Here is a 20,666-nt window from a genome sequence, read left to right on the forward strand (position 1 = left end):
TTGATGGAGTCCTACGGCGCCCACTGCGTGTACGTCACCGACTCCGGTGGCCGGCTCACCATGGACGGGGTCCGTGACCGGGTCCGCGCCTACCGGGACGTACTCGATCCGGCGACCGAGATCGGTATCCACGCGCACGAGAACCTCTCCCTGTCGGTGGCGAACTCGGTGGTCGCCGTGGAGGAGGGCGTGACGCGGGTGGACGCCTCGCTGGCCGGGCAGGGCGCGGGCGCGGGCAACTGCCCGATCGAGCCGTTCATCGCCGTGGCGACCCTGAACGGCTGGGAGCACGGCTGTGATGTGTTCGCGCTCCAGGACGCCGCCGACGACCTGGTCCGTCCGCTCCAGGACCGGCCGGTGCGGGTGGACCGGGAGACCCTCACGCTGGGCTACGCGGGCGCCTATTCGAGCTTCCTGCGCCATGCGGAGGCGGCGGCCAGGCAGTACGGGCTCGACGCGCGCACCATCCTGCTGGAGGTCGGCAGGCGGGGGCTGGTCGGCGGGCAGGAGGACATGATCGTGGACATCGCGCTGGACCTCACCACAGCCACCGCCTGACACATCGCGCAAAGGGCCTCCCGGAAGTCCGGCAGGCCCTTCCGCGTGCTCACCGCGAACGGGCTCTCAATGTTCTCCGTACGGCGCGAGAATCAGTCGTACGGCCATCCGCAGGTCCTCCTCGACCCGCTGGACGGAGATCTCCTCGGTCTGGGCCGCCACGAACAGGCCCCACCAGCAGTAGATGAGCAGCCGTACCGTGCTGCGGTCGTCCTCGCCCGGTTCGTCGATGCCGAGCAGGCGCAGAATGGCCTGCCCGAGGTGGCTGCCGGCGATGTCGTAGCGGGTCGGGGGCGCGCTCGCGTACTCCGTGAAGGAGGACAGGGCCACGGCCGAGGCGAGCAGCGGGTTGTCGAGGAGCTTCACGGTGAGCGCGATGAGGGTCTCGGCGACCTCGGTCACCCGGTCGGCCGTCGGGTCGGCGTCGCGGTGGCCCGCCAGGAACATCTCGATGTGCCATTCGAGGACCGCGGTGAACAGGTGCGTCTTGGACGGGAAGTACCGGTAGAGCGTGGCGATGGCGACGCCCGCTTCCTTGGACACGTCCAGCATCTGCACCCCGGCGAGCCCCTCGCGCCCGGCGAGTTCGCTTGCCGCGCGGAGGATGGCCACCCGGCGGGCCTGCTGTCTGCTCGACACGGGTGCGGCCGGCTGCCGCGGTTCGGCGGTCTTCGCCATCGCCCCACCGTCCCCCAGGTCGTCGGCCGCTCCCGCAGGCACTCAGGAGGCCTCAGGGCGGGTGAGGAACGCCAGGACCGCGCTCTCCCAGGCCGCCTTCTGCTCGATCATCGCCCAGTGCCCACAGTCCGGCAGCACATGCAGCTCCGCCTTCGGAATTGTACGCATCGGCAGCAGAGCGCTCTCCAGCGGAGTGACCCGGTCGTCCCGTCCCCAGGTCAGCAGCGTGGGTGCGGCGATCTTGTGGAGTAGGGCCCAGATCGGCTGGTCGGACTGCGCCTGGGCCGCGGTCATCGCGGCCATCGCCTGACGGCCGTAGATCCGGCGGGAGGCCTCCAGGGTGGCGGGTTCGGTGGCGCTCGTCCAGCGCTGCTCGATCAGTTCCTCGGTGAGGTGCTTCGGGTCGTGGACCATGGCACGCAGCCACTGGACGAGGTTGTCGCGGGTCGGGTTCTCGGCGAACTCCACGAGGAGGTTGAGGCCCTCGCTGGGGGCCGGCGAGAAGATGTTGCGGCCGACGCCGCCGACCGTGACGATGCGGCGGAACAGGTCCTTGTTGGCGACGGCGAGGCCGATCGCGACGAATCCGCCCATCGAGTTGCCGATGACGTCGACGCGGTCGAGGCCCAGGCCCTCCAGGAAGCGCAGCACCGCCTTGGGCGCGGCCGCCATGGGGTTCTCCGCGGTCGGGTCGCTCACGCCGAAGCCCGGGAACTCCAGAGCCAGGCAGCGGAAGTGCTCGGCGAGCACGGGGAGGTTGTTCCCGTAGTTGCGCCAGCCGGTCACGCCCGGCCCGGATCCGTGCAGCAGCAGCAACGGCGGTCCGTCGCCCGCCTCGTGGTAGCGCAGGACGCCCTCGTCGGTCTCCAGCTCGCGCAGGGTGTCCTCGCGGGTGAGTGTCATGACTGTGCCCTCCGGTCGACAGGTGGGAACCAGGTTTCCGTGGCCGGACGCGTCGGCGGGCCCCCGGCTCCCAATCAGTGGGACGGGGCCGGGCATCCGCCGTGACCGGCTGATTACCGTCGCCACAGGCGGGGGATCCGGGGACCGGGCCGCCGCTATCTGACCACTGTGATGGGAGAGACGGATGGGCGTTCGCTCGCTCGGTTATCTGCGGCTGGAATCCACCGACCTGGAGAAATGGAAGCGCTTCGGCGGGGAGTTCCTCGGGCTGATGCCCGTCGAGGGCCCGTCGTCCGACTCGCTGTACTTCCGGATGGACAGCTACCCGGCCCGGATCGTGGTCGCGCCGGGCGCCGAGGACAGGATGACGGCGCTCGGCTTCGAGGTCCTCGACGAGCGGGAGCTCGCGCGTCTGGTCACGGACGTCGAGAAGGCCGGCATCGAGGTGACGTCCGGCACCGAGGCGGAGGCCCAGGAGCGGCGGGTGGGCGGGTTCGTCCACTTCAAGGACCCGGGCGGCAACCCGGTCGAGCTGTTCTACGGCCCCATCCTCGACCATGTGCCGGTCAGCACGCCGCTGGTGTCGAAGTTCGTCACCGGCGACATGGGCTTCGGACACGCCATCATCTCGGCCGAGGACGCCCGGGGGACGTTCGACTTCTACGTCGACGTCCTCGGCTTCATCGAGCGGAACACCATGCGCTCGCCGGGCGGCACGACCTGGTTCATGGGCTGCAACCCCCGCCATCACACGCTCGGCGTCACGCCGATGCCGGGTCCCGGGCGGCTGCTGCACTTCATGGTCGAGGGCGCGACGCTGGACGACGTGGGCCTCGCGCTCGACCGGGCCTCGAAGTTCGAGATCCCGATGATGCACTCGCTCGGCAAGCACACCAACGACCACATGGTGTCCTTCTATGTGTGGTCACCGGAGAACTACGCGGTCGAGTTCGGCTGGAACGGTCTCCAGGTGCCCGAGCCGGTGCCCGTCTACGAGATCACCGACGGCGCGTTCTGGGGCCACCACTTCACTCCCCCGCCGCAGCCGCCCCAGCCGGCGGGCTGAGACGGGACGGCGGCCACCGACCCGCCCGGGCCGGTGGCCGTCCTGGTTCGCGCTTCCGGCTCAGTGGAGCGTGATCGCCCGTTCCGGACAGGCCCGTTCGCCGTCGCGGGCGGCCTCCTCCAGCTCCTCGGGGATCTCGCCCTCGACTGGCAGCACATAGCCGTCGTCGTCGAGCAGGAACAGCTCCGGTGCCGCCGCCGCGCACCTGGCGTGCCCGGAGCACGAACCCGTGTCGATGCTGATCTTCATCGAACGCTCCGATCTCACAGGGGGACGGCCCGCCGGCCTCCGGTCGTGTGCGAGCACCGTGTCCGGCCGGCACCGAGGAGTCCAACCGTCGCCATCACCGTCTCCTACGGCTTGTTCGTGGATCCCGCGTCCACGGTGAACTGGAGCCCGGTGACGTACCGCGCCTCGTCCGAGGCCAGGAAGAGGACGGCGTTGGAGATGTCCCGGGGTTCGACGTACGGCGCGAGGGGGTTCATCGTGACGAGCTTGAACAGCGGTTCCCGCTCGGCGAGTTCCTCGATCGGCACACCGACCGTGATGCCGGTGTCGCTGACGCCGGTCGGGTGGACGGTGTTCACCCGGATCCGGTGCGGGGCGAGTTCGTTGGAGAGGGCCTTCATGAGGCCGACCACCCCGTGCTTGGCGGCCACATAGTGGGCGTACGGCACATGGCCGCGGATCCCGGCGGCGGAGCTGGTGATGATGACCGAGCCGCCCTCACCGGCCTCGATCATCCCGGGGGCCGCCGCTCGCACGGTGTTCCAGGCGCCCTTGAGGTTGACGTCGACGGTGATGTCCCAGGCCTCGTCGGACAGTTCCCAGGCGGCGCCGATGCTCATCACGCCGGCGTTGGCGACGACCGTGTCGAGGCGCCCGAACTCCTCGTGCGTCGCGTCGACGGCGGCCCGCATCTCGGCGATCGAGCGGACGTCGGCCTGTACGGAGACGCACCGCCGGCCGGTCTGCCTGACCAGCTCGGCGGTCTCCTCCAGCTCGTCCTTCGTCGCCAACGAGTAGGGCAGTTCGGCGCTGATGTCATGGCAGACGTCGGTGACGGCGATGTCCGCACCCTCCTCGGCCAGCCGCACGGCATGGGAGCGGCCCTGTCCCCGCGCCCCACCCGTGATGAACGCGACCTTTCCTTCCATGCGCCCCATGCGCCTCAGCCCTCACTCGTCTGGTCGATCAGGTCGTCGGCGGCCTCACGCAGGGCACGCAGCCGGGTCTGGAGGAGTTCCCGCTCGGCGGCGTCGGCCTCGGACGCGCCGAGCTGCGCCAGACGTGCCTCCGTCCCGGCGATCTCCGTGACGAGCCGGCCGTGGGCCTCCTCGCGGGTGAGCAGGTCCACATCGGTCCAGTCCGAGCGCTCGGACTGCGGGGTGCGGCTCATGCGGGGAGGCGGTAGATGCGGCGGGTGTTCAGTTCCACGATCTTGTGCACCTCGTCGTCGGGCACGTCGGCGAGCATCTCCGCCGCGTACGCCCTGCTCTTGGGCCAGTAGGAGTCGGAGTGCGGGTAGTCGCACTCCCAGGTGATCTTGTCGATGCCCACGTGGTGCCGGATCTCGACGCCGAACCGGTCGTCGATGAAGCAGCCGTGGAAGTGCTTGTGGAACAGCTCGGAGGGCCGCACGCTCTGGTTGACGTTCTGGTAGAAGCGGTGCCGCTCCCAGGTGCCGTCGCTGCGCTCCAGCAGATACGGGATCCAGCCGATGCCGCCCTCGGACAGCCCGATCCTCAGCTTGGGGTGCTTGTGCAGCACCGGGGAGAAGAGCAGGTCGGCGGTGGCGAACATGGCGTTGCACCCGAACAGGGCGATGGTCACGGCGAAGGGGGCGTCCTCGGCCGTCTTCGGCGGCTTGCCCGAGGTGCCGAAGTGCAGGCACAGGGGCAGGTCGGCATCCTCGACCGCCGAGAAGAACGGGTCCCAGTGGTCCGTGTGGAAGGACGGCAGGCCGCGCGGGGCGGGGTTCTCCGGGAAGGAGATCGCCTTGGCGCCCTTGGCGGCGACGCGGTGGACCTCCGCGACGCAGAGGTCCACGTCCCACATCGGCATGATGGCCAGCGGGATGAGCCGACCCGGCGCGGTGGCGCACCACTCGTCGAGGACGAAGTCGTTCCACGCCTGGACGCACAGCAGGGCGAGTTCGGCATCCTTGCCATCCATGAAGACATGGCCGGAGAAGCCCGGGAAGGACGGGAAGCACAGCGCCCCCCACACCCCGTCCAGATCCATGTCACGGATCCGCGCCTTGGGGTCGTAGCAGCCCGGGATCATCTCGTCGTAGCGGGTGGGTTCGAGGCCGAACTCCTCGGGCTTCTTGCCGGCGACGGCGTTGAGGCCGATGTAGGGATAGATCCGGTCCTCGTACGTCCACACCTGGGCGGGGGCCTCACCCTCCCCCCGCGGCTTCTCCACGATGCGCGGTCCCGCGTCCCGGTACTTCGCCGGGAGACGGTCGGACCAGAGTCGTGGAGGCTCGATCAGATGATCGTCGGTCGACAGCAACTTCATCCATGGCTGCAACGGCATCCTTGCGCTCCCTCGGTCTCGGAGACTCTCCAGCATCGACGCATTGTGTGCACTGATCGTGTCCCACTCAGCGGAAGAAGGTCAGCAAATTCCCCACGCCTCACCGATCATGGGATACGCGCCGGACCCTTCACCGTTAATAAGGCTACTCTTTTATGTTTCGGAAGGACGTTCCGGAGATGTCCACCGCCCACCGGACCTCGTCGGCCAGCTCCAGGATCTCGCCGAGCGCGGTCAGAATCGCCGACTCGTCATTGTCGATCCTCTTCGACCACAGGGTCGCGCCGGTCTCGTCGACCACCGCCGCCCAGTGATGCCCCTTGCCCGCATCCACACCGGCCCAGGCCCGGGCCCGTCGCTCGCTCACTTGCCCCTCCTCGTTCCGCACAGCATGCCGTCGGCCCGAGGAACACCCCGCTGTCAGCTCCGTAATCAGCGACCGCACAAGGCGCGCACATCTCAATCAGCAGCCAGGGCGCCCCGAAGAGCCGGGCGGCCACTCCTTCTGAGCCACTGAAGACAAGACCCCATCAGCCACACCCGGCCCTCCCGGGCCGCCTAACAACTTACGGAGAACCCATGGGTCGAGTGCAGGACAAGGTCGTCTTCGTCACCGGAGCCGCACGCGGCCAGGGGCGGGCCCATGCGATCCGGCTCGCCGGGGAGGGCGCGGACATCATCGCCGTCGACCTGTGCGAGGACATCGCCTCCAACGGCTATCCGCTGGCCTCCGCGGACGACCTCGACGAGACCGTGCGCCAGGTCGAGAAGCTGGGGCGCCGGATCGTGGCCCGCAAGGCCGACGTACGGGACCGTGCCGCGCTCAAGGCCGCCGTGGACGAGGGGGTCTTTGAGCTGGGGCGGCTCGACGCGGTGGTCGCCCAGGCGGGAATCGCGCCCCTGGGGCCGGACCGGGGGCCGCAGGCGTTCCTGGACGCCGTCACCGTCGACTTCCACGGCGTCGTGCACGCGGTCGAGGCCGCGCTGCCGCATCTGCCCGACGGCTCCTCCATCGTCGCGACCGGCTCCATCGCGGCCCTGATCCCGGCGAGCACGGACAACCCGGCCAACGGGCCCGGCGGGCTGGGCTATTCGTTCGCGAAGCGCCAAGTGGCCGCGTTCGTGCACGACTTGGCGACGGTTCTGACCGCGCGGCGGATCCGGGTCAACGCGGTGCATCCCACGAACGTCAACACCGACATGCTCAACGCCGACATCATGTACCGGTCGTTCCGCCCCGACCTGGAGAACCCCACCCGCGAGGACGCCCTGGCGTCGTTCCCGGCGACGACGGGGTTCGGTATCCCCTACGTCGAGCCCGAGGACGTCGCCGAGACGGTGCTGTTCCTCGTCTCGGACGAATCCCGGTACGTCACGGGCGTGCAGATGCGCGTGGACGCCGGCGGCTATGTGAAGCGGCGCCCGCAGCTGCCTACCTTCTGAGGTCCAGGACGACCTTCCCGGTGGTACGGCGCTCGGCCACGTCGGTGAGCGCGTCGGCGACATCGCTGAGGGAATGGACGCGGGAGACCAGCGGGCGCATGCCCTCACGCACCAACCGGGCCAGGACGCGGTCGGCCTCGGCCACCGCGTCCGGGGCGTACTGCCGCACCGTACGGATCTCGAAGCCGCGTACGACCAGATCCTTCAGGAGGACGAGGTTCAGCGGGATCCGCGGGATCTCCCCGTCGGCATAGCCGACCGTCACGAACCGGCCGCCCCGTCGCAGTCCGCGCAGGGCGGCCTCGGCGTGCCGCCCGCCGACCGGGTCGATCGCCAAGTGGGCGCCCCCGCCGGTGAGTTCACGCAGGCGGAGCTTGAGATCCTCGCCGAGGTAGTCCACGCCGGCTACGGCCCCGAGCTTGCGGGCCGTCGCGAGCCGCTCCTCGCTCGACGCGGCCGCGACGACGCGCATCCCGAGCCGGGTCGCGATGTCGACCGCGGCCGAGCCGACCCCTCCGGCCGCGCCCAGCACGGCCGCCCACTCCCCCTCGGCGCCCTGTCCGACGGTGACCAGGGAGTGGTAGGCGGTCGCGTACGTCACGTGGAAGGCGGCGGCGTGCACCAGGTCGAGCCCCTCGGGGACCTGACGCAGTCCCGACACCGGTACGACGACCTGCTCGGCGAAGGCACCGGTGAGCACCGCGCCGGCGACGGGTGAGCCGACCGGGGGGCCCTCCACTCCGGGTCCCAGGGCCTCGATCACTCCGGCGAACTCGCTGCCCGGTGTGAACGGCAGGGGTGCCGGGACCTGGTAGCGGTTCGCCACCAGCAGTACGTCGGGGAAGTTGACGGCGGCCGCCCGGACCCGGACCAGCACCTGGCCGGGGCCGGGTTCGAGGTCGGGCACGTCCTCGACGGTGAGGTCCGCGGGCGGCCCGTACGTCGTACAGCGAGCGGCTCTCATCGTGCCCTCTCCGTCGATGGGTCTCGGGGCAGGCCCAGCACCTGCTCGGCGATCGTGTTGCGCTGGATCTCGGCCGTGCCCGCCCCGATGGTCGAGGCCCTGGTACGCAGGAACCCCCAGACCCAGCGCCCGCGTTGGACCGCGTGCGGGTCGCGGCGGCCGAGGATGCCGTACGACCCCAGCAGGTCGACGGCGAACTCGTGCAGGTCCTGCTCGAACGTCACGATGGACAGCCGCGCGGTCGAGGAGGCCGGTCCGGGCTCGCCCTTGGCCAAAATGTCGGCGATCGTGCGCATGCCGGTCAGGCGCATGATCCGCACCCGTATCTCGAAGTCCGCGAGCCGGTCGCGCACCAGCGGATCCGCCGTGGCCCCGCGCTCGCGGGCCAGCTCGATCAGCTCGTCCAGCACCCGGCGGTACAGGGCCGCCTGGTTCATGGCGCCGGCGGCACGCTCATGGCCGAGGCTCGTGCGGACCAGGGGCCAGCCGCCGTTCTCCTCGCCGATCCGGTTGGCGACCGGGACGCGGACGTCGTCGAGGAAGATCTCGCAGAAGTGGGCGTCGCCGGTGAGGTCGCGCAGGGGCCGTACGGTGACGCCCGGGGCGTGCGCGTCGATGAGGAGGTAGCTGATGCCCTCCTGGCGGGAGCCGGGCGGGCCGGTGCGGACCAGGGTGAAGACGATGTCGGCGATGTCGGCCGAACTGTTCCACACCTTCTGGCCGTTGACGACGTACTCGGCGCCTTCCCGGCGTGCGGTGGTGCGCAGGGCGGGGAGGTCGGAGCCTGCCTCCGGTTCGGAGTAACCCTGGGCCCAGACCGTGTCGCCGCGCAGCATGGGGCGCAGAAAGCGTTCCTTCTGCTCGTCCGTGCCGTACTTGATGATCGTGGGGGCGGCGATGCCAAGACCGGTGCCCAGCGGTCCCGGGACTCTGGCTCTCGCGTACTCCTCCTGGTAGATCACCTGGCGGGCGAAGGAGAGGTCCATGCCGCCGTACTCGCGTGGCCAGCCGGGGCCCGCGTATCCGGCGTCGTACAGGGTGGCCAGCCATTTCCGCTGCCAGGCGAGGCGTTCGGCGGAGTCCTTGGGGCGGCGGCCGGGGTGCCGGTCCGCCAGGAAGGCGCGCAGGTCCGCCCGGAAGTCGTCGTCGGTCATCGCGGGGCCATGCGGATGGCGCCGTCGAGGCGGACGGTCTGGCCGTTGAGGTACGGGTTCTCCAGCATCTCGACGGCCAGGCGGGCGAAGTCGTCGGGGTCGCCGAGGCGTTTGGGGTGGGGCACGGAGGCGGCGAGGCCCTCGCGGATGTCCTCGCGGAGGCGGCCGAGCATCGGGGTGTCCATGATGCCGGGGGCGATGGTGTTGACCCGGATGTTCCAGCTCGCGAGGTCGCGGGCGGCGACGAGGGTCATGCCGTGCACGCCGGCCTTGGCGGCGGTGTAGGAGGTCTGGCCTATCTGGCCGTCGAAGGCGGCGACCGAGGCGGTGAGGACCACGGCGCCGCGGTCGCCGTCGACGACGTCGTTGCCGGAGAGACGGGCGGCGGCGAGCCGGATCACGTTGTAGGTGCCGACGAGGTTGACCCGTACGACCTCGGCGAACGTGGCGAGTTGGCCGGGGTTGCGGTCGCGGTCGATGATCCGGGTGCGGTCGCCGCCGCGGCCCGCGCAGTGCACGACCGCCCTCAGGGTGCCCAACTGCTGTGCGGTGTCGAGGGCTTCGGTGACCGCGCGCTCGTCGGTGACGTCCGCGCGGACGAACCGGGCCGCCTCACCGAGGTCGGCGACGGCCTTGACGCCCTGTTCCTCGGAGATGTCGACGATGACGACTCGGCCGCCGCGGTCGATGATCCGGCGGGCGGTGGCCAGGCCGAGCCCGGAGGCGCCGCCGGTGACCAGCGCCGAGGAACCGTCGATGTGCATGAACACTCCTACAGTCCGAGGGACTTGCTGATGATGGTCTTCATGACCTCGCTGGTGCCGCCGTAGATACGGGTCACGCGAGCGTCGGCGTACAGGCGGGCGATCGGGGATTCGAGGATGTAGCCGTAGCCGCCGTGCAGTTGGAGACAGCGGTCGACCACCCGGCCCTGGGTCTCGGTGCAGAACAGCTTGGTCTTGGCCGCGTCCACAGGGCTCAGCCCACCCGCCACGTGTGCGGAGACCGCGGCGTCGAGCAGGCATTGAGCCGCTTCCAACTCCGTTGCCATGGCGGCGAGTTCGAACTTCGTGTTCTGGAAGTCGGACAGGGCCCTGCCGAATATCTCCCGGTCGCGCACATAGGCCACGGTCAGCTCGACGGCCGCTCTCGTCTGGGCGACCGCGCCGACGGCGATGGCCAGTCGCTCCTGGGCGAGGTTGCGGCCCAGGTGGGAGAAGGCCTCGCCCTCCTCGCCGAGGAGGTTGACGGCCGGGACGCGGACGTCGGTGAAGGAGAGCTCCACCGTGTCCTGGGCGGCCAGGCCGATCTTCTCCAGTTTGCGGCCCACCGTGAAGCCGGGCATGCCCTTCTCGACGACGAGCAGGGACAGGCCCTTGCGCCGGTTGCCCGGGTCGGTGGCGGTGCGGGCCACGACGATCACCAGGTCGGCGTGGTGTCCGCCGGTGATGAAGGTCTTGGCCCCGTTCAGGACGTAGTGGTCGCCCGTACGGACCGCGCGCGTCGCGATGCCGGCCAGGTCGGATCCCGTGCCCGGTTCGCTCATCGCGATCGCGGTGTACAGCTCACCCGAGGCCAGACCGGGGAACCAGCGGGAGCGCTGCTCGGCGTTCGCGAGCCCGGTGAAGTACGGGACGACGACGTCGAGATGGGTGCGCAGGCCGCCCAGGGTCACGATCGCGCGGGCGCACTCCTCCTGGATGACGACGTTGAAGCGGTAGTCGTCCTGGCCGCCTCCGCCGTACTCCTCGGGCAGGGCCGTACCGATGATGCCCAGCTTGCCGAGAGCGGTGAACAGTTCGCGGGGGACGAGACCGGCCTGACGCCAATCCTCGTAGGCCGGGACCACTTCGCGGGCGAGGAAGTCGCGGACCAGGAGGCGGAAGTCCTCGTGGGTCTCTTCGAACAGGGTCCGGCGCATCGGATCTCCTTCAATTCGACCCGATTGAGTATACGCAATTGACCCTTGCTGAACACTGCTTCCGCTACGTGATCAGTGCCACCAAGGAATGAGTGCATCCAAATGGCGTCGCATCCGGTGGCTGGCGAGTCCCGCGTCGCCTTCCAGGATCGCGTCGAGGATGCGCTGGTGGATGTGCTGGACCTCTTCCGCCGCGGTGTCGCCGGGCAGCGGCTGGTCGTGGCCGGCGGCGTGCTTGCGGAACAGCTCGGTGATGATGGCGAGGAACAGCGACAGCACGGGGTTGCGGGCCAGTTCGGCCAGTTCGGTGTGGAAGAGGTCGGCCTTGCGCAGGTCTTCGGCCGGTCCTTCGGTCGGGCGGCGCACGGCTTTGGCGAGACGCTCGGCGACCTCGTCGACAGCGCCGCCCTCGGACCGTCGGGCGGTGACCCGGGCGACGATGCCGAGTTCGATGGCGTTGCGGACGATCCTGAGATCGTCGGCCGTGACGCCCTGGTACTCCAGGAACAGCGCCATGGTGTCGACGCTGGCCTGCGCTTCGGGTTCGGCGACGATCAGGCCGCCGCCGGGGCCGCGCCGCATCCGGGCCACCGAGTGGTATTCCAGGAGCCGGACGGCCTCCCGCAGGACGGCACGGCTGATGCCGTAGCGGGCGAGCAGGTCGCTCTCCGAGCCGAGCACCTGGCCGACCTGCCAGCCGCGCGCGGCGATGTCGTCGTGGATGCGGGCGGCGACCACCTCGGCCAGCTTGGCCCGCGGGCCCTCGACCAGCTCGGGCTCGATCACGTTTCCCGCGATCCGCGGCCCGCGCCGCACCCGGTGCTTCTCGATCCAGCCGGCCACCGACTCCAGATGCGCGCCCAGTTCGGTCTGCGCGCGGGCACCGTCGCCGGCGATCACGGCGTCGACGACGGCGCGGTGGGCCCTGTGGGAGGTCTCCTTCGCCGAGTGCATCTCCGCCTTGGAGATCCGGCGGGAGGTGTGCGCGTAGCGCGCGGTGAGGCGGGTGAGCACGTCGACGAAGAGGTGCAGGACCGGGTTGCCGGAGAGTTTCCCGAGCACCGGGTGCAGCGGGTCCTGGGAGTGCACGCCCGGCTCGTCCCAGTGGACCCGCTCCTCGACGAGCGTGGCACGCAGGGTGGCGATGCCGTCCTCGGTGATGCGGTCCGCCGCGAGGCCCGCGGCGATCGGCTCCAGCAGGAGGCGGGCGTGCAGCAGATCGGTGACGCTGGTGCCGACGTACTCCAGGTAGATCACCATGGCCCGGGTCGCCGGGCCCGCGTCGGGTGCGGACACGAACAGACCGCCGTTCGGGCCGCGTCGCATCTTGACCACCTGGTGGTGCTCCACCAGCCGCACCGCCTCGCGCAGTACGGCACGGCTCACCCCGAACCGCTCACGCAGCTCCACCTCGGAGCCGAGCGACTCGCCGACGGGCCAGCCACGCCGGATCACGTCCGCCTCGATGCGCTGGGCGATCTGCGCGGCCAGGGTGCCGACCCGTTCGTCGGCGGGGTCGAGGTCGGCGGCGGTCGCCATGGGCGGGCTCCTCAGGAGGGAGGGGGACGGGCTGTGGGCGTTCAGTCTAGTTGGCTGCGGGGGCCGGGATGCGAGCGTTGAAAGTGCACTCAATTTTCTGGAGATCCCGTAGATGCCGAGGAACATGCTCTGGCTCACTCGACGATACGGCCTTTACAGTGACCTCATCATGGGATCTGATCTCTGATGTGAGGAGAGGCAGCGATGCGGCTGGAGTCCACTCCGGAGCTCGACGCGTTCCGGAACAAGGTACGGGCCTTCGTCGCGGAGCACGCTCCCGGCGTCAAACGGCACGCGGGCGTGCGCGCGCCCGAGCCGGAGCTCATGCCGGCCATCCGGGAGTGGACCGCGAAGCTGTACGAGGCCGGGTTCCTCGGAATCGACTGGCCCGAGCGGTACGGGGGCCGACCGGACGCGCATCCGCTGGAGTCGTTCGTGGTCGCCGAGGAGATCGCCCGGGCCCGGACCTGGGCGCCGGTGGGGGCGGCGTCGCTGGCATCGGCGGCGCTCATCGAGTTCGGTACCGAGGAACAGCGGTCGCTGTACCTTCCTCGCATCCGCAAGTGCCAGGACGTGTGGTGCCAGTTGTTCAGTGAGCCGGAGGCGGGCAGTGATCTGGCGTCGCTGCGGACCCGGGCCCGGCGCGAGGGTGACGTCTTCGTCGTGGACGGGCAGAAGGTGTGGACGACCAACGGGCAGCACGCCGACCTGGGGTATCTGCTGGCGCGCACCGACCCGGACGCGCCGAAGCACAAGGGGATCACCGCGTTCGTGGTCGACATGCGCAGCCCCGGGGTGGAGGTGCGGCCGCTGCGGGAGATCACCGGCACCACCGACTTCAACGAGGTCTTCCTCGACGGTGTGCGGGTCCCTGCCGGGAACGTGATCGGCTCGGTGAACGACGGCTGGCGGGTGGCGATGAGCAGCCTCGGGCATGAGCGGTCGGGGGTGGCCGCACGTGGGGTCGAGCTGTTCGGCGTCCTCGACGATCTGATGCGGCTCGCCGGGGACCGGGAGGCCGACGAGATCGGTGAGCTGGCCGCGCGGGTTCAGGTCAACGCGGCCATGATCGGGCTGGCCCAGTCGCGGATGCTGGCGGGGACGGAGGGGGTCGCCGACGCGCTTCTCGGGAAGATCTTCTTCAGTGAACTCAACCATGACTTGGTCGAGTTCGGGGTGGGGCTCCAGGGGACGGACGGGTTGCTCGTCGAGGGGGATCCGGAGGCTGTGGCGGGTGGGTGGTGGCAGGACGCGTATCTGTACGCGCGGGCGTTCACCATCGCGGGCGGCGCGAACGAGATCCTGCGGACCCAGGTGGCGGAGCGGGGGTTGGGGATGCCTCGCGGTTGAGGGTGCCGCGATGTGTCGTGCGGCGGCTGCTGCGGGCCCGTTGAGTCCGGTCGCGCAGCACCCCGCCCCCCATGAACGCTCCTCTGATCGCTCCTCAGCGGACCAGTTCCACGATCGTCGCGTTGGCCGTGCCTCCGCCCTCGCACATGGTCTGCAGGCCGTAGCGGAGGTCGTTGCGGCGCATCCGGGCCAGCATGCGCGTCATCAGGATGGCCCCCGAGCCGCCCAGCGGGTGCCCCACGGCTATCGCGCCGCCGAGGGGGTTCAGGCGTTCCGGGTCCGCGCCGGTCTCGGCCAGCCAGGCCAACGGCACCGGTGCGAAGGCCTCGTTGACCTCGAAGACCCCGATGTCGTCGATGGACAGCCCGGCCTTGCGCAGGACTTTCTCCGTCGCCGGGATCGGGCCCGTGAGCATCATGATCGGGTCCGCGCCGCTCACCGCTCCCGAGTGGTAGCGGGCGATCGGGGTCAGGCCCAGCTCCCGGGCCCGCTCCGGTGTCGTGATGAGCAGCGCGGCCGCACCGTCCGAGATCTGGGAGGAGTTGCCCGCGTGAATCACGCCGTCCTCCTTGAACGACGGCTTGAGGCCGGCCAGGGACTCGGGGGAGGTGCCCCGTCGCAGGCCCTCGTCCACGGCGAACTTCGTGCCGTTGACCTCGATCGGTACGACGTGGTCGTCGAAGACCCCTTCGTCGATGGCGGCGGCCGCCTTGGCGTGGGAGGCCGACGCGAACTCGTCGAGCTGCTGTCGGCTCAATCCCCAACGCTCGGCGATGAGTTCGGCGCCGACGCCCTGGCTGAACTCGAAGCCGTCGTAGCGGTCGAGGACCGCGGGGCCGTACGGCATGCCCGTCGTCCGGTGGGAGCCGAGCGGGACTCTGGTCATGGTCTCCACTCCCCCGGCCACCACCAGGTCGTACTGCCCGGCCATCACGGCGTGCGCGGCGGAGTCGACGGCCTGCTGGCTGGAGCCGCAGGCCCGGTTGATGGTCACCCCGGGGACGTGTTCGGGCCAGCCCGCGGCCAGTACGGCGAACCGGGCGACGTTGCTCGACTGATCGCCGATCTGGGTCACGCACCCCCACATCACGTCGTCCACGGTCGCGGGGTCCACGCCGGTGCGTTCCTGCAGTGCGACGAGCACCTCGGCCGACAGATCGGCCGCGTGGACCGGGCCCAGTGAGCCGTTGCGCTTGCCGATCGGGGTGCGTACGGCGTCGACGATGACGGCGTCCCTCATGTGCGGATCCTCTCCTGCGGTTGGTCGTTCTGTACGGCGGCGCCGGCGTCCAGCAGTTCACCGATGCCGTCCACTCCCCAGTCCCGGAACACGGCTCGGGTGTCGGCGCCGACGGCGGGTGCGGTACGGCCGGGTGCGGCGGGGGTCCGCGAGAACCGGGGTGCCGGGGCCGGTTGTACGACGTCCTCGCGGGTGAACAGGGCTGCGCGTGCGGCCAGTTGGGGGTGGTTCGCGGCTTCCTTGAGGCTCAGGACCGGTGCGACGCAGGCGTCGGTCCCCTCGAACAGGGCCGCCCATTCGTCCCGGGTGCGCTCCGCGAACCGTTCCGACAGCAGGCGGCGCAGCTCGGGCCAGGTGGAGTGGTCGTGCTGGCGGGCCGGGTCCACGTCAAGGCCGAGCAGGTCGATGAGGGTTCGGTAGAACTTGGGCTCCAGGGCACCGACCGCGACATGACCCCCGTCCCGGGTCCCGTACACGGCGTAGAACGGCCAGCCTCCGTCGAAGCGGTTCACGCCCCGCTCGTCGTGCCATTCGCCGCGCCCCAGCTTGGCGAAGGTGCTGGCGAGGAGGTGGGTGGTGCCGTCGACGATGGCCGCGTCGACGACCTGGCCCCGGCCCGTGCGGTCGGCGGCGTGCAGTGCGGCCAGCACGCCGATGACGAGGTAGCAGCCGCCGCCCCCGAAGTCGCCGACCAGGTTGAGCGGGATCTGTGGCGGGCCGCCCGCCTCGCCGATCGCGCCGAGCGCTCCGGTGACGGCGATGTAGGTGAGGTCGTGTCCCGCCGCGGCGGCCAGCGGGCCGTCCTGGCCCCAGCCCGTCATACGGCCGTACACCAGGCGGGCGTTGCGGGCCAGGCACTCGTGCGGGCCGATGCCGAGCCGCTCGGTGACGCCGGGGCGGAAGCCCTCGATCAGGATGTCCGCCCGCTCGACGAGGTCGAGGAGGGCGGCGGTCGCGGACGGGTGCTTGAGGTCCAGGACCACCGACCGCTTGCCCCGGTTGAGGACGTCGGCGGGACCACCGGCATCCGGCTCGCCCTCCCGCCCGGGCCGGTCCACACGCACCACCTCGGCCCCCAGGTCGGCGAGAAACATTCCGGCGAATGGCCCGGGCCCGATCCCCCCGAGCTCGACAACCCGACACCCGTCCAACGGCCCCACCACCGCCCGGGCCTCCTCCGACACCGGCTTCCCCTCTCCCGGCCCCCGCTCTACGCCCATCCCGGAAACCTGCCCGAGGACCGCGCCGGGCGGCATCCCCATGACCGCATCGGGCCCCTCCCCCTCGACCGCATCGGACATCTGCCCCATAGCCGCACCGGCCACCCGCCGCACACCCCTCTCGGACCCCCGCCCGGCAACCACCCCCGGCACCGCTCCCGCAACCACCCCCGGCACCGCTCCCGCAGCCGTCTCGGGCACCGCTCCCGCAGCCGCCTCGGACATCCGCCCCACCACCGCACCAGACACCCGCCCGGCAGCGTTCTCGAACACCCGCCCCTCAACCAACCCCGACACCACCCCCGCAGCCACCTCGGCCCCCTCCTCCACGGCCGCCTCGGACATCCGCCCCCCCCCAGCAGCACCAGGCACCCGCCCCGCAACCCGCCCGGCAACCACCTCCGCGGCCGTCCCAGACATCCGCTCGGCAGCACCCTGGGGCACCCGCCCCGCAGCCGCCTCGGCCCCCTCCCCCTCCGCCGGCCCAGGCGCCTGCCCGCTGGCCGTGTCCGGTGCCCGGCCCGCGGTCGACCCGCTCATCGCCCCTTCCACACCGGTGGGCGCTTCTCCGCGAAGGCTGCCGCGCCCTCTCGGGCGTCACGGGACTTGAACACCGGCTCGGCGATCTCGAACTGCTTCGCCCAGCCCTCCTCAAGCGTCCAGTCGGCGGTCGAGCGGGCGATCTGCTTGGTGGCGGCGACGGCGAGGGGGCCGTTCGCCGCGATCACGGAGGCGAGTTCCAGCGCGCCCTCCAGCGCTCCGCCGGTCTCCGTGAGCCGGTTGACGAGGCCGACCTCGGCCGCGCGTACGGCGCTGATGGCCTCGCCGGTCAGGAGCAGTTCCAGTGCGATGGCGAAGGGGACCTTGCGGGGCAGTTGAAGTGCCGCGCCCGCGCGGGCGACCAGCGACCGCTTGACCTCCGGTACACCCAGCCGCGCCGTACGGGCGGCGACGACAAGGTCGCAGGCCAGCAGGAGTTCGAAGCCGCCGGCCAGGGCCCAGCCCTCGACCGCGGCGACGAGCGGCTTGCGGGGCGGTGTGATGCTGATGCCGCACAGTCCGCGGCCCGGGATCGCGGGGGTCTCGCCCTTCAGCCACGCCTTCAGGTCCATCCCCGCGGAGAAGGTGTCGCCCGCGCCGGTGAGGACACCGACGCGCAGCTCGTCCGACTCGTCGAGTTCGTCCACCGCGGCCGCCACCCCGGCGGCCACCCCGGCGTCGAGCGCGTTCTTGACCGACGGGCGGTTGATCGTGATGACCTGGACCGCGCCCCGGCGCTCCACGAGCACCTCGTCCGACACGTTGCCTCCTCGATGTTCAGTGGCCGGTCACGGAGAACCGGGCCAGTTCGTGGTCGACCATCCCGGCCAGGTCCGCGGCGGGCGGCGCGGGCAGTTCCACGGCGCGATCGCGGGTCGGCAGGAGTACGACGGCCGTTCCGGGGGTGGTGATCTCGCCCCGCTGGTTCTCGCAGCGCACCTCGATGTGCACCTCGCCGCGCCCGTCCACCCGCCGCTTGTCGACGACCGTGCCGCGCACCCGCGTGGTGTCGCCGAGGTAGTTGAACTTCCGGTGTTCGCAGCGCAGTCGCCACAGCCAGCCGTCGTCGCCGATCCAGTCGGTGAGCAGGTGGCACAGCCAGGTCTCACGCATCCCGCCGTAGTCGTACGGGTTGGGCAGCCCCAACTCCCGTGCCCGCTCCGGCTCCCAGTGCAGGCGCTGGACGGTGTCGGGGATGTTGAGCGGGTTGGGCGGATACAGTCCCGGCGCCTTGCGGCGCACGCGCGCGGCGATGCCGAACGCTCCGGGCGGGGTGAGCTGCATACCCCAGCCGAGATGCCAGACCACCACGTCCGTGACGGTCAACGGCCCCTTCACCCGGGGCTGCAGCTCCTCTCCGACCCGGACGTCCTCCCAGTACCGCGGCTCGGCACCGCGCCGGGTCTCGGCCGCGTAGGCCGCGTCGATCTCCGCCAACTGGGCTGCCGTATAAGGCTGTTGATTCAGACTCTCCTTGGATCGCCGCTTCGACGTGTCCCGTTCGGCGTTGATCCAGGTGCCTCGCCGCACGGCGTTCAGTTCGCCGTGACCGTTCGTGTAGAGGTAGTCCTTGACGATGTGTGCCGTACGTCCGCCGAAGCGGCTGAGCTTGGGCTGCACACCCACCTGGGTCTCCAGCACCCGGCAGCGGTCGCCCAGTCGCAGCGGCCGCCACCACTCGAACTCCATCACGGCCTGGTAGGAGCCAAGACCCGCGAACGGATCGCCCTTCAGCAGCGCCTTCGTCTCGGGGTCCGGCGTCGGTGCCGCGTCCTCACCCATGGTGTACAGGAAGGTCGGCGGTGCCACCAGCGCGCCCCAACGGGACTTCGCCGCGTGGTCGGGATCGCAGTACAGGGGGTTGTCGTCGCCGTAGCCGAACGCGAAGTGCCGTACGCCGTCCCAGGTCACCTCGTAGTTGTGCGGGGGGTTGCGCTGGGGCACGGGGATGCCGAGTCGGCGGCGGGAGCGTTCGAGCGCCTCGTCGGTCAGCCGGCCGAACTGCTCGGCGGTGCTCGTCATCCTGCGGTCTCCTCCGGGGTCCGGGCCCGCACGATCTCCAGCAGCTCCACGCGGCTCACCTTGCTCGACGGGGTACGGGGCAGTTCTTCGAGTACGACGATGCGGACAGGCACCTCGTACGGCAGCAGTTGCGCGCGGCACAGGTCGACGAGCTCGCCGAACTCCGGTGGGGTACGGCCCGGTTCGGTCTCCACCGCCGCCACCGGCACCTCGCCGAGGCGCGGGTCCGGCAGTCCCGCCACGGCCGCCTCCCGGACGGCCGGGTGGGTCTCCAGCACCCGTTTGACGGACTCCGGCTGGACCTTGAAGCCGCCGCGGATGATGGCGTCGTCGGCGCGTCCCTCGATCCACACGAACCGGTCGGCGTCGATCCGGGCCAGGTCGCTGGTGCGGGTCCAGGTCCGGCCGCCCTGTGTGCTCTGCTCGGTGCGGACCTCCAGGCGTCCGGTGCGGCCGGACGGGAGCTCGGTTCCGTCATCGCCGGTCACGCGCACTTCGACGCCGGGGAAGGCACGTCCGGCACTGCCCGCCTTGCGGTCCCACCATGTCTCGTGCAGCGGCAGCGTCCAGCCGACGACCGCTCCGGCGAACTCGGTGGCGCCGTAGGTCATCAGGACGGGGATGCCGTAGCGCCGGAAGAAGGCGTCGGCGAGTTCCGCGGGGCAGGGGGCGGTGCCGGAGGTGACCACCTGGAGGCTCGCCAGCCGCTCCGGGGGGACGTCGGCGTCGAGTACGGCGCGGATGGCGGCGGGGACCAGGTTCGCGGCGCGCAGGCGGTGCCGTTCCACGGCGGCGGTCCACGGTTCGACGGCGAACCTGGGCAGCAGGAGCATGCGCCGGCCGGTGGCCAGGCAGGCCAGCGCCCGCCACAGTCCGCCGATGTGCACGAGCGGGGCCGAGACCAGCGAGGCCGAACGGGACAGCAGGCTGCCGGACTTGGAGCTCTGTCCGCCGGAGACGAGCGCCTGGTCGAGTTGTGCGTCGCGCAGGTGGACCCGTTTGGGCGGGCCGGTGGTGCCGGAGGTGAGCATCTCCACGGCGACGCCGGGATTGGCGCTCGCGTCGGCCACGGCGGTTCCGGGATTGGCGCTCGCGTCAGCCACGGCGGTGCCGATGAGTCGTGGCGTACCGTCGGCGCCGAGTTCCAGTACCGCTCCGTGCGCCTCGACGGCGGCGAACACGCCGTCGCGCGCGAAGGGTTCGGCGCCCGCGACCACGACCGGCAGCCGGCAGCGGTCGATGTCGGCCGCGAGGCGTGCGGCGGGTTGCAGCGGGCTGAGCATCACCAGACAGCGTCCTGAGGCGATCACCGCGGCGACCGTGACGACGTGTTCGGGCCGGTTCTCCAGTACGACGCCCACGCGGGCGCCGGGCGGCAGGCCCAGGGCGTCGAGCGCGTCGAGGACCGCCCGCGCGGTCTTCTGGACGTCGCCCCAGGTCCACCAGGTTCCCTCGTGCTCGATCGCCTCGGCGTCGCCGGGTGCCTCGGCCAGCAGCCGGGACAGGCGGTCGCGAATGGCCACGTGT

At 71.0% G+C, this 20,666-nt stretch carries 20 protein-coding genes and 1 pseudogene; 4 read left to right on the forward strand and 17 right to left on the reverse strand.

Translation table 11 applies throughout. The features are described from left to right. A partial coding sequence (gene dmpG, locus ACI2L1_RS09440; protein WP_404738722.1) for a 4-hydroxy-2-oxovalerate aldolase occupies window positions 1-558 on the forward strand: 558 nt, incomplete at its 5' end. Between the two features lie 66 nt (window positions 559-624). Here the strand turns inward: dmpG and ACI2L1_RS09445 are convergent. Then, entirely contained in the window at window positions 625-1,236 is a 612-nt protein-coding gene (locus ACI2L1_RS09445) for a TetR/AcrR family transcriptional regulator (RefSeq protein ID WP_404738723.1), read from the reverse strand. Window positions 1,237-1,278: 42 nt separating this feature from the next. Beyond that, a complete protein-coding gene (locus tag ACI2L1_RS09450; RefSeq protein WP_404738724.1) occupies window positions 1,279-2,139 on the reverse strand; it encodes an alpha/beta fold hydrolase in 861 nt (286 codons plus the stop codon). Between the two features lie 184 nt (window positions 2,140-2,323). Between ACI2L1_RS09450 and ACI2L1_RS09455 the strand changes: the two genes are divergently transcribed. Beyond that, entirely contained in the window at window positions 2,324-3,205 is an 882-nt protein-coding gene (locus ACI2L1_RS09455; RefSeq protein WP_404738725.1) for a VOC family protein, read from the forward strand. Window positions 3,206-3,265: 60 nt separating this feature from the next. On the opposite strand, the gene ACI2L1_RS09460 is transcribed toward ACI2L1_RS09455, so the two are convergent. The 5 genes and pseudogenes from ACI2L1_RS09460 to ACI2L1_RS09480 all read right to left on the reverse strand — a co-directional run. After that, on the reverse strand, window positions 3,266-3,454 hold the full coding sequence (locus ACI2L1_RS09460) for a ferredoxin (protein WP_404738726.1): 189 nt from the start codon (window positions 3,452-3,454) through the stop codon (window positions 3,266-3,268). A 104-nt stretch (window positions 3,455-3,558) separates the two neighbouring features. Next, complete coding sequence (locus ACI2L1_RS09465; protein WP_404738727.1) at window positions 3,559-4,371, reverse strand: mycofactocin-coupled SDR family oxidoreductase; 813 nt, start codon at window positions 4,369-4,371, stop codon at window positions 3,559-3,561. Between the two features lie 5 nt (window positions 4,372-4,376). Beyond that, the gene (locus tag ACI2L1_RS09470) at window positions 4,377-4,604 is read right to left on the reverse strand and encodes a hypothetical protein (RefSeq protein WP_404738728.1); all 228 of its coding nucleotides are present in this window, start codon (window positions 4,602-4,604) and stop codon (window positions 4,377-4,379) included. Then, window positions 4,601-5,746: an amidohydrolase family protein gene (locus tag ACI2L1_RS09475; RefSeq protein ID WP_404738729.1), complete on the reverse strand. Its 1,146-nt coding sequence runs from the start codon at window positions 5,744-5,746 to the stop codon at window positions 4,601-4,603. Before ACI2L1_RS09475 ends, ACI2L1_RS09470 begins: the two co-directional genes overlap by 4 nt. 166 nt (window positions 5,747-5,912) lie before the next feature. Then, window positions 5,913-6,113: pseudogene (locus ACI2L1_RS09480) on the reverse strand (transposase); the annotation flags it as partial. 212 nt (window positions 6,114-6,325) lie between these two features. On the opposite strand from ACI2L1_RS09480, the gene ACI2L1_RS09485 reads away from it, so the two are divergent. Then, a complete protein-coding gene (locus ACI2L1_RS09485) occupies window positions 6,326-7,189 on the forward strand; it encodes a mycofactocin-coupled SDR family oxidoreductase (RefSeq protein ID WP_404738730.1) in 864 nt (287 codons plus the stop codon). Here the strand turns inward: ACI2L1_RS09485 and ACI2L1_RS09490 are convergent. The 5 genes from ACI2L1_RS09490 to ACI2L1_RS09510 all read right to left on the reverse strand — a co-directional run bounded on the left by ACI2L1_RS09490 (window position 7,179) and on the right by ACI2L1_RS09510 (window position 12,767). Continuing rightward, window positions 7,179-8,153 carry an NADPH:quinone oxidoreductase family protein gene (locus ACI2L1_RS09490; protein ID WP_404738731.1) on the reverse strand — a complete coding sequence of 325 codons (975 nt, stop codon included), beginning with the start codon at window positions 8,151-8,153 and terminating at the stop codon, window positions 7,179-7,181. The genes ACI2L1_RS09485 and ACI2L1_RS09490 overlap by 11 nt on opposite strands. Further along, the gene (locus ACI2L1_RS09495; RefSeq protein WP_404738732.1) at window positions 8,150-9,307 is read right to left on the reverse strand and encodes an acyl-CoA dehydrogenase family protein; all 1,158 of its coding nucleotides are present in this window, start codon (window positions 9,305-9,307) and stop codon (window positions 8,150-8,152) included. The genes ACI2L1_RS09490 and ACI2L1_RS09495 overlap by 4 nt, the downstream gene beginning before the upstream one ends. After that, window positions 9,304-10,071, reverse strand: coding sequence for an SDR family NAD(P)-dependent oxidoreductase (locus ACI2L1_RS09500; RefSeq protein ID WP_404738733.1), 768 nt, complete (start codon window positions 10,069-10,071; stop codon window positions 9,304-9,306). The genes ACI2L1_RS09495 and ACI2L1_RS09500 overlap by 4 nt, the downstream gene beginning before the upstream one ends. A gap of 8 nt (window positions 10,072-10,079) precedes the next feature. Continuing rightward, window positions 10,080-11,228, reverse strand: a complete 1,149-nt coding sequence (locus ACI2L1_RS09505; protein WP_404738734.1) for an acyl-CoA dehydrogenase family protein — start codon at window positions 11,226-11,228, stop codon at window positions 10,080-10,082. Window positions 11,229-11,300: 72 nt separating this feature from the next. Continuing rightward, window positions 11,301-12,767 carry a FadR/GntR family transcriptional regulator gene (locus ACI2L1_RS09510; protein ID WP_404738735.1) on the reverse strand — a complete coding sequence of 489 codons (1,467 nt, stop codon included), beginning with the start codon at window positions 12,765-12,767 and terminating at the stop codon, window positions 11,301-11,303. A gap of 204 nt (window positions 12,768-12,971) precedes the next feature. Between ACI2L1_RS09510 and ACI2L1_RS09515 the strand changes: the two genes are divergently transcribed. Then, window positions 12,972-14,117, forward strand: coding sequence for an acyl-CoA dehydrogenase family protein (locus ACI2L1_RS09515; protein ID WP_404738736.1), 1,146 nt, complete (start codon window positions 12,972-12,974; stop codon window positions 14,115-14,117). A 94-nt stretch (window positions 14,118-14,211) separates the two neighbouring features. On the opposite strand, the gene ACI2L1_RS09520 is transcribed toward ACI2L1_RS09515, so the two are convergent. The 5 genes from ACI2L1_RS09520 to ACI2L1_RS09540 all read right to left on the reverse strand — a co-directional run bounded on the left by ACI2L1_RS09520 (window position 14,212) and on the right by ACI2L1_RS09540 (window position 20,662). Beyond that, on the reverse strand, window positions 14,212-15,357 hold the full coding sequence (locus ACI2L1_RS09520; protein ID WP_404738737.1) for a thiolase family protein: 1,146 nt from the start codon (window positions 15,355-15,357) through the stop codon (window positions 14,212-14,214). Continuing rightward, window positions 15,354-16,577 (reverse strand): CaiB/BaiF CoA transferase family protein, encoded by a 1,224-nt coding sequence (locus tag ACI2L1_RS09525; protein WP_404739007.1) that lies wholly within the window; start codon window positions 16,575-16,577, stop codon window positions 15,354-15,356. Before ACI2L1_RS09525 ends, ACI2L1_RS09520 begins: the two co-directional genes overlap by 4 nt. A 536-nt stretch (window positions 16,578-17,113) precedes the next feature. Beyond that, the gene (locus ACI2L1_RS09530; RefSeq protein WP_404738738.1) at window positions 17,114-17,878 is read right to left on the reverse strand and encodes a crotonase/enoyl-CoA hydratase family protein; all 765 of its coding nucleotides are present in this window, start codon (window positions 17,876-17,878) and stop codon (window positions 17,114-17,116) included. A 16-nt stretch (window positions 17,879-17,894) separates the two neighbouring features. Beyond that, entirely contained in the window at window positions 17,895-19,139 is a 1,245-nt protein-coding gene (locus ACI2L1_RS09535) for a MaoC family dehydratase N-terminal domain-containing protein (protein WP_404738739.1), read from the reverse strand. Continuing rightward, a complete protein-coding gene (locus ACI2L1_RS09540) occupies window positions 19,136-20,662 on the reverse strand; it encodes a class I adenylate-forming enzyme family protein (protein WP_404738740.1) in 1,527 nt (508 codons plus the stop codon). The genes ACI2L1_RS09535 and ACI2L1_RS09540 overlap by 4 nt, the downstream gene beginning before the upstream one ends. Window positions 20,663-20,666 lie beyond the last annotated feature (4 nt).

The organism is Streptomyces sp. NPDC019531, assembly GCF_044903305.1.
GTDB lineage: Bacteria > Actinomycetota > Actinomycetes > Streptomycetales > Streptomycetaceae > Streptomyces.

What these genes read in the sequence shown, in the direction of transcription:
- ACI2L1_RS09445 (WP_404738723.1), bottom strand. Translation starts at nt 1,236, where the DNA reads ATGGCGAAGACCGCCGAACCGCGGCAGCCGGCCGCACCCGTGTCGAGC.
- ACI2L1_RS09450 (WP_404738724.1), bottom strand. Translation starts at nt 2,139, where the DNA reads ATGACACTCACCCGCGAGGACACCCTGCGCGAGCTGGAGACCGACGAG.
- ACI2L1_RS09455 (WP_404738725.1), top strand. Translation starts at nt 2,324, where the DNA reads ATGGGCGTTCGCTCGCTCGGTTATCTGCGGCTGGAATCCACCGACCTG.
- ACI2L1_RS09460 (WP_404738726.1), bottom strand. Translation starts at nt 3,454, where the DNA reads ATGAAGATCAGCATCGACACGGGTTCGTGCTCCGGGCACGCCAGGTGC.
- ACI2L1_RS09465 (WP_404738727.1), bottom strand. Translation starts at nt 4,371, where the DNA reads ATGGGGCGCATGGAAGGAAAGGTCGCGTTCATCACGGGTGGGGCGCGG.
- ACI2L1_RS09470 (WP_404738728.1), bottom strand. Translation starts at nt 4,604, where the DNA reads ATGAGCCGCACCCCGCAGTCCGAGCGCTCGGACTGGACCGATGTGGAC.
- ACI2L1_RS09475 (WP_404738729.1), bottom strand. Translation starts at nt 5,746, where the DNA reads ATGCCGTTGCAGCCATGGATGAAGTTGCTGTCGACCGACGATCATCTG.
- ACI2L1_RS09485 (WP_404738730.1), top strand. Translation starts at nt 6,326, where the DNA reads ATGGGTCGAGTGCAGGACAAGGTCGTCTTCGTCACCGGAGCCGCACGC.
- ACI2L1_RS09490 (WP_404738731.1), bottom strand. Translation starts at nt 8,153, where the DNA reads ATGAGAGCCGCTCGCTGTACGACGTACGGGCCGCCCGCGGACCTCACC.
- ACI2L1_RS09495 (WP_404738732.1), bottom strand. Translation starts at nt 9,307, where the DNA reads ATGACCGACGACGACTTCCGGGCGGACCTGCGCGCCTTCCTGGCGGAC.
- ACI2L1_RS09500 (WP_404738733.1), bottom strand. Translation starts at nt 10,071, where the DNA reads ATGCACATCGACGGTTCCTCGGCGCTGGTCACCGGCGGCGCCTCCGGG.
- ACI2L1_RS09505 (WP_404738734.1), bottom strand. Translation starts at nt 11,228, where the DNA reads ATGCGCCGGACCCTGTTCGAAGAGACCCACGAGGACTTCCGCCTCCTG.
- ACI2L1_RS09510 (WP_404738735.1), bottom strand. Translation starts at nt 12,767, where the DNA reads ATGGCGACCGCCGCCGACCTCGACCCCGCCGACGAACGGGTCGGCACC.
- ACI2L1_RS09515 (WP_404738736.1), top strand. Translation starts at nt 12,972, where the DNA reads ATGCGGCTGGAGTCCACTCCGGAGCTCGACGCGTTCCGGAACAAGGTA.
- ACI2L1_RS09520 (WP_404738737.1), bottom strand. Translation starts at nt 15,357, where the DNA reads ATGAGGGACGCCGTCATCGTCGACGCCGTACGCACCCCGATCGGCAAG.
- ACI2L1_RS09525 (WP_404739007.1), bottom strand. Translation starts at nt 16,577, where the DNA reads ATGGGCGTAGAGCGGGGGCCGGGAGAGGGGAAGCCGGTGTCGGAGGAG.
- ACI2L1_RS09535 (WP_404738739.1), bottom strand. Translation starts at nt 19,139, where the DNA reads ATGACGAGCACCGCCGAGCAGTTCGGCCGGCTGACCGACGAGGCGCTC.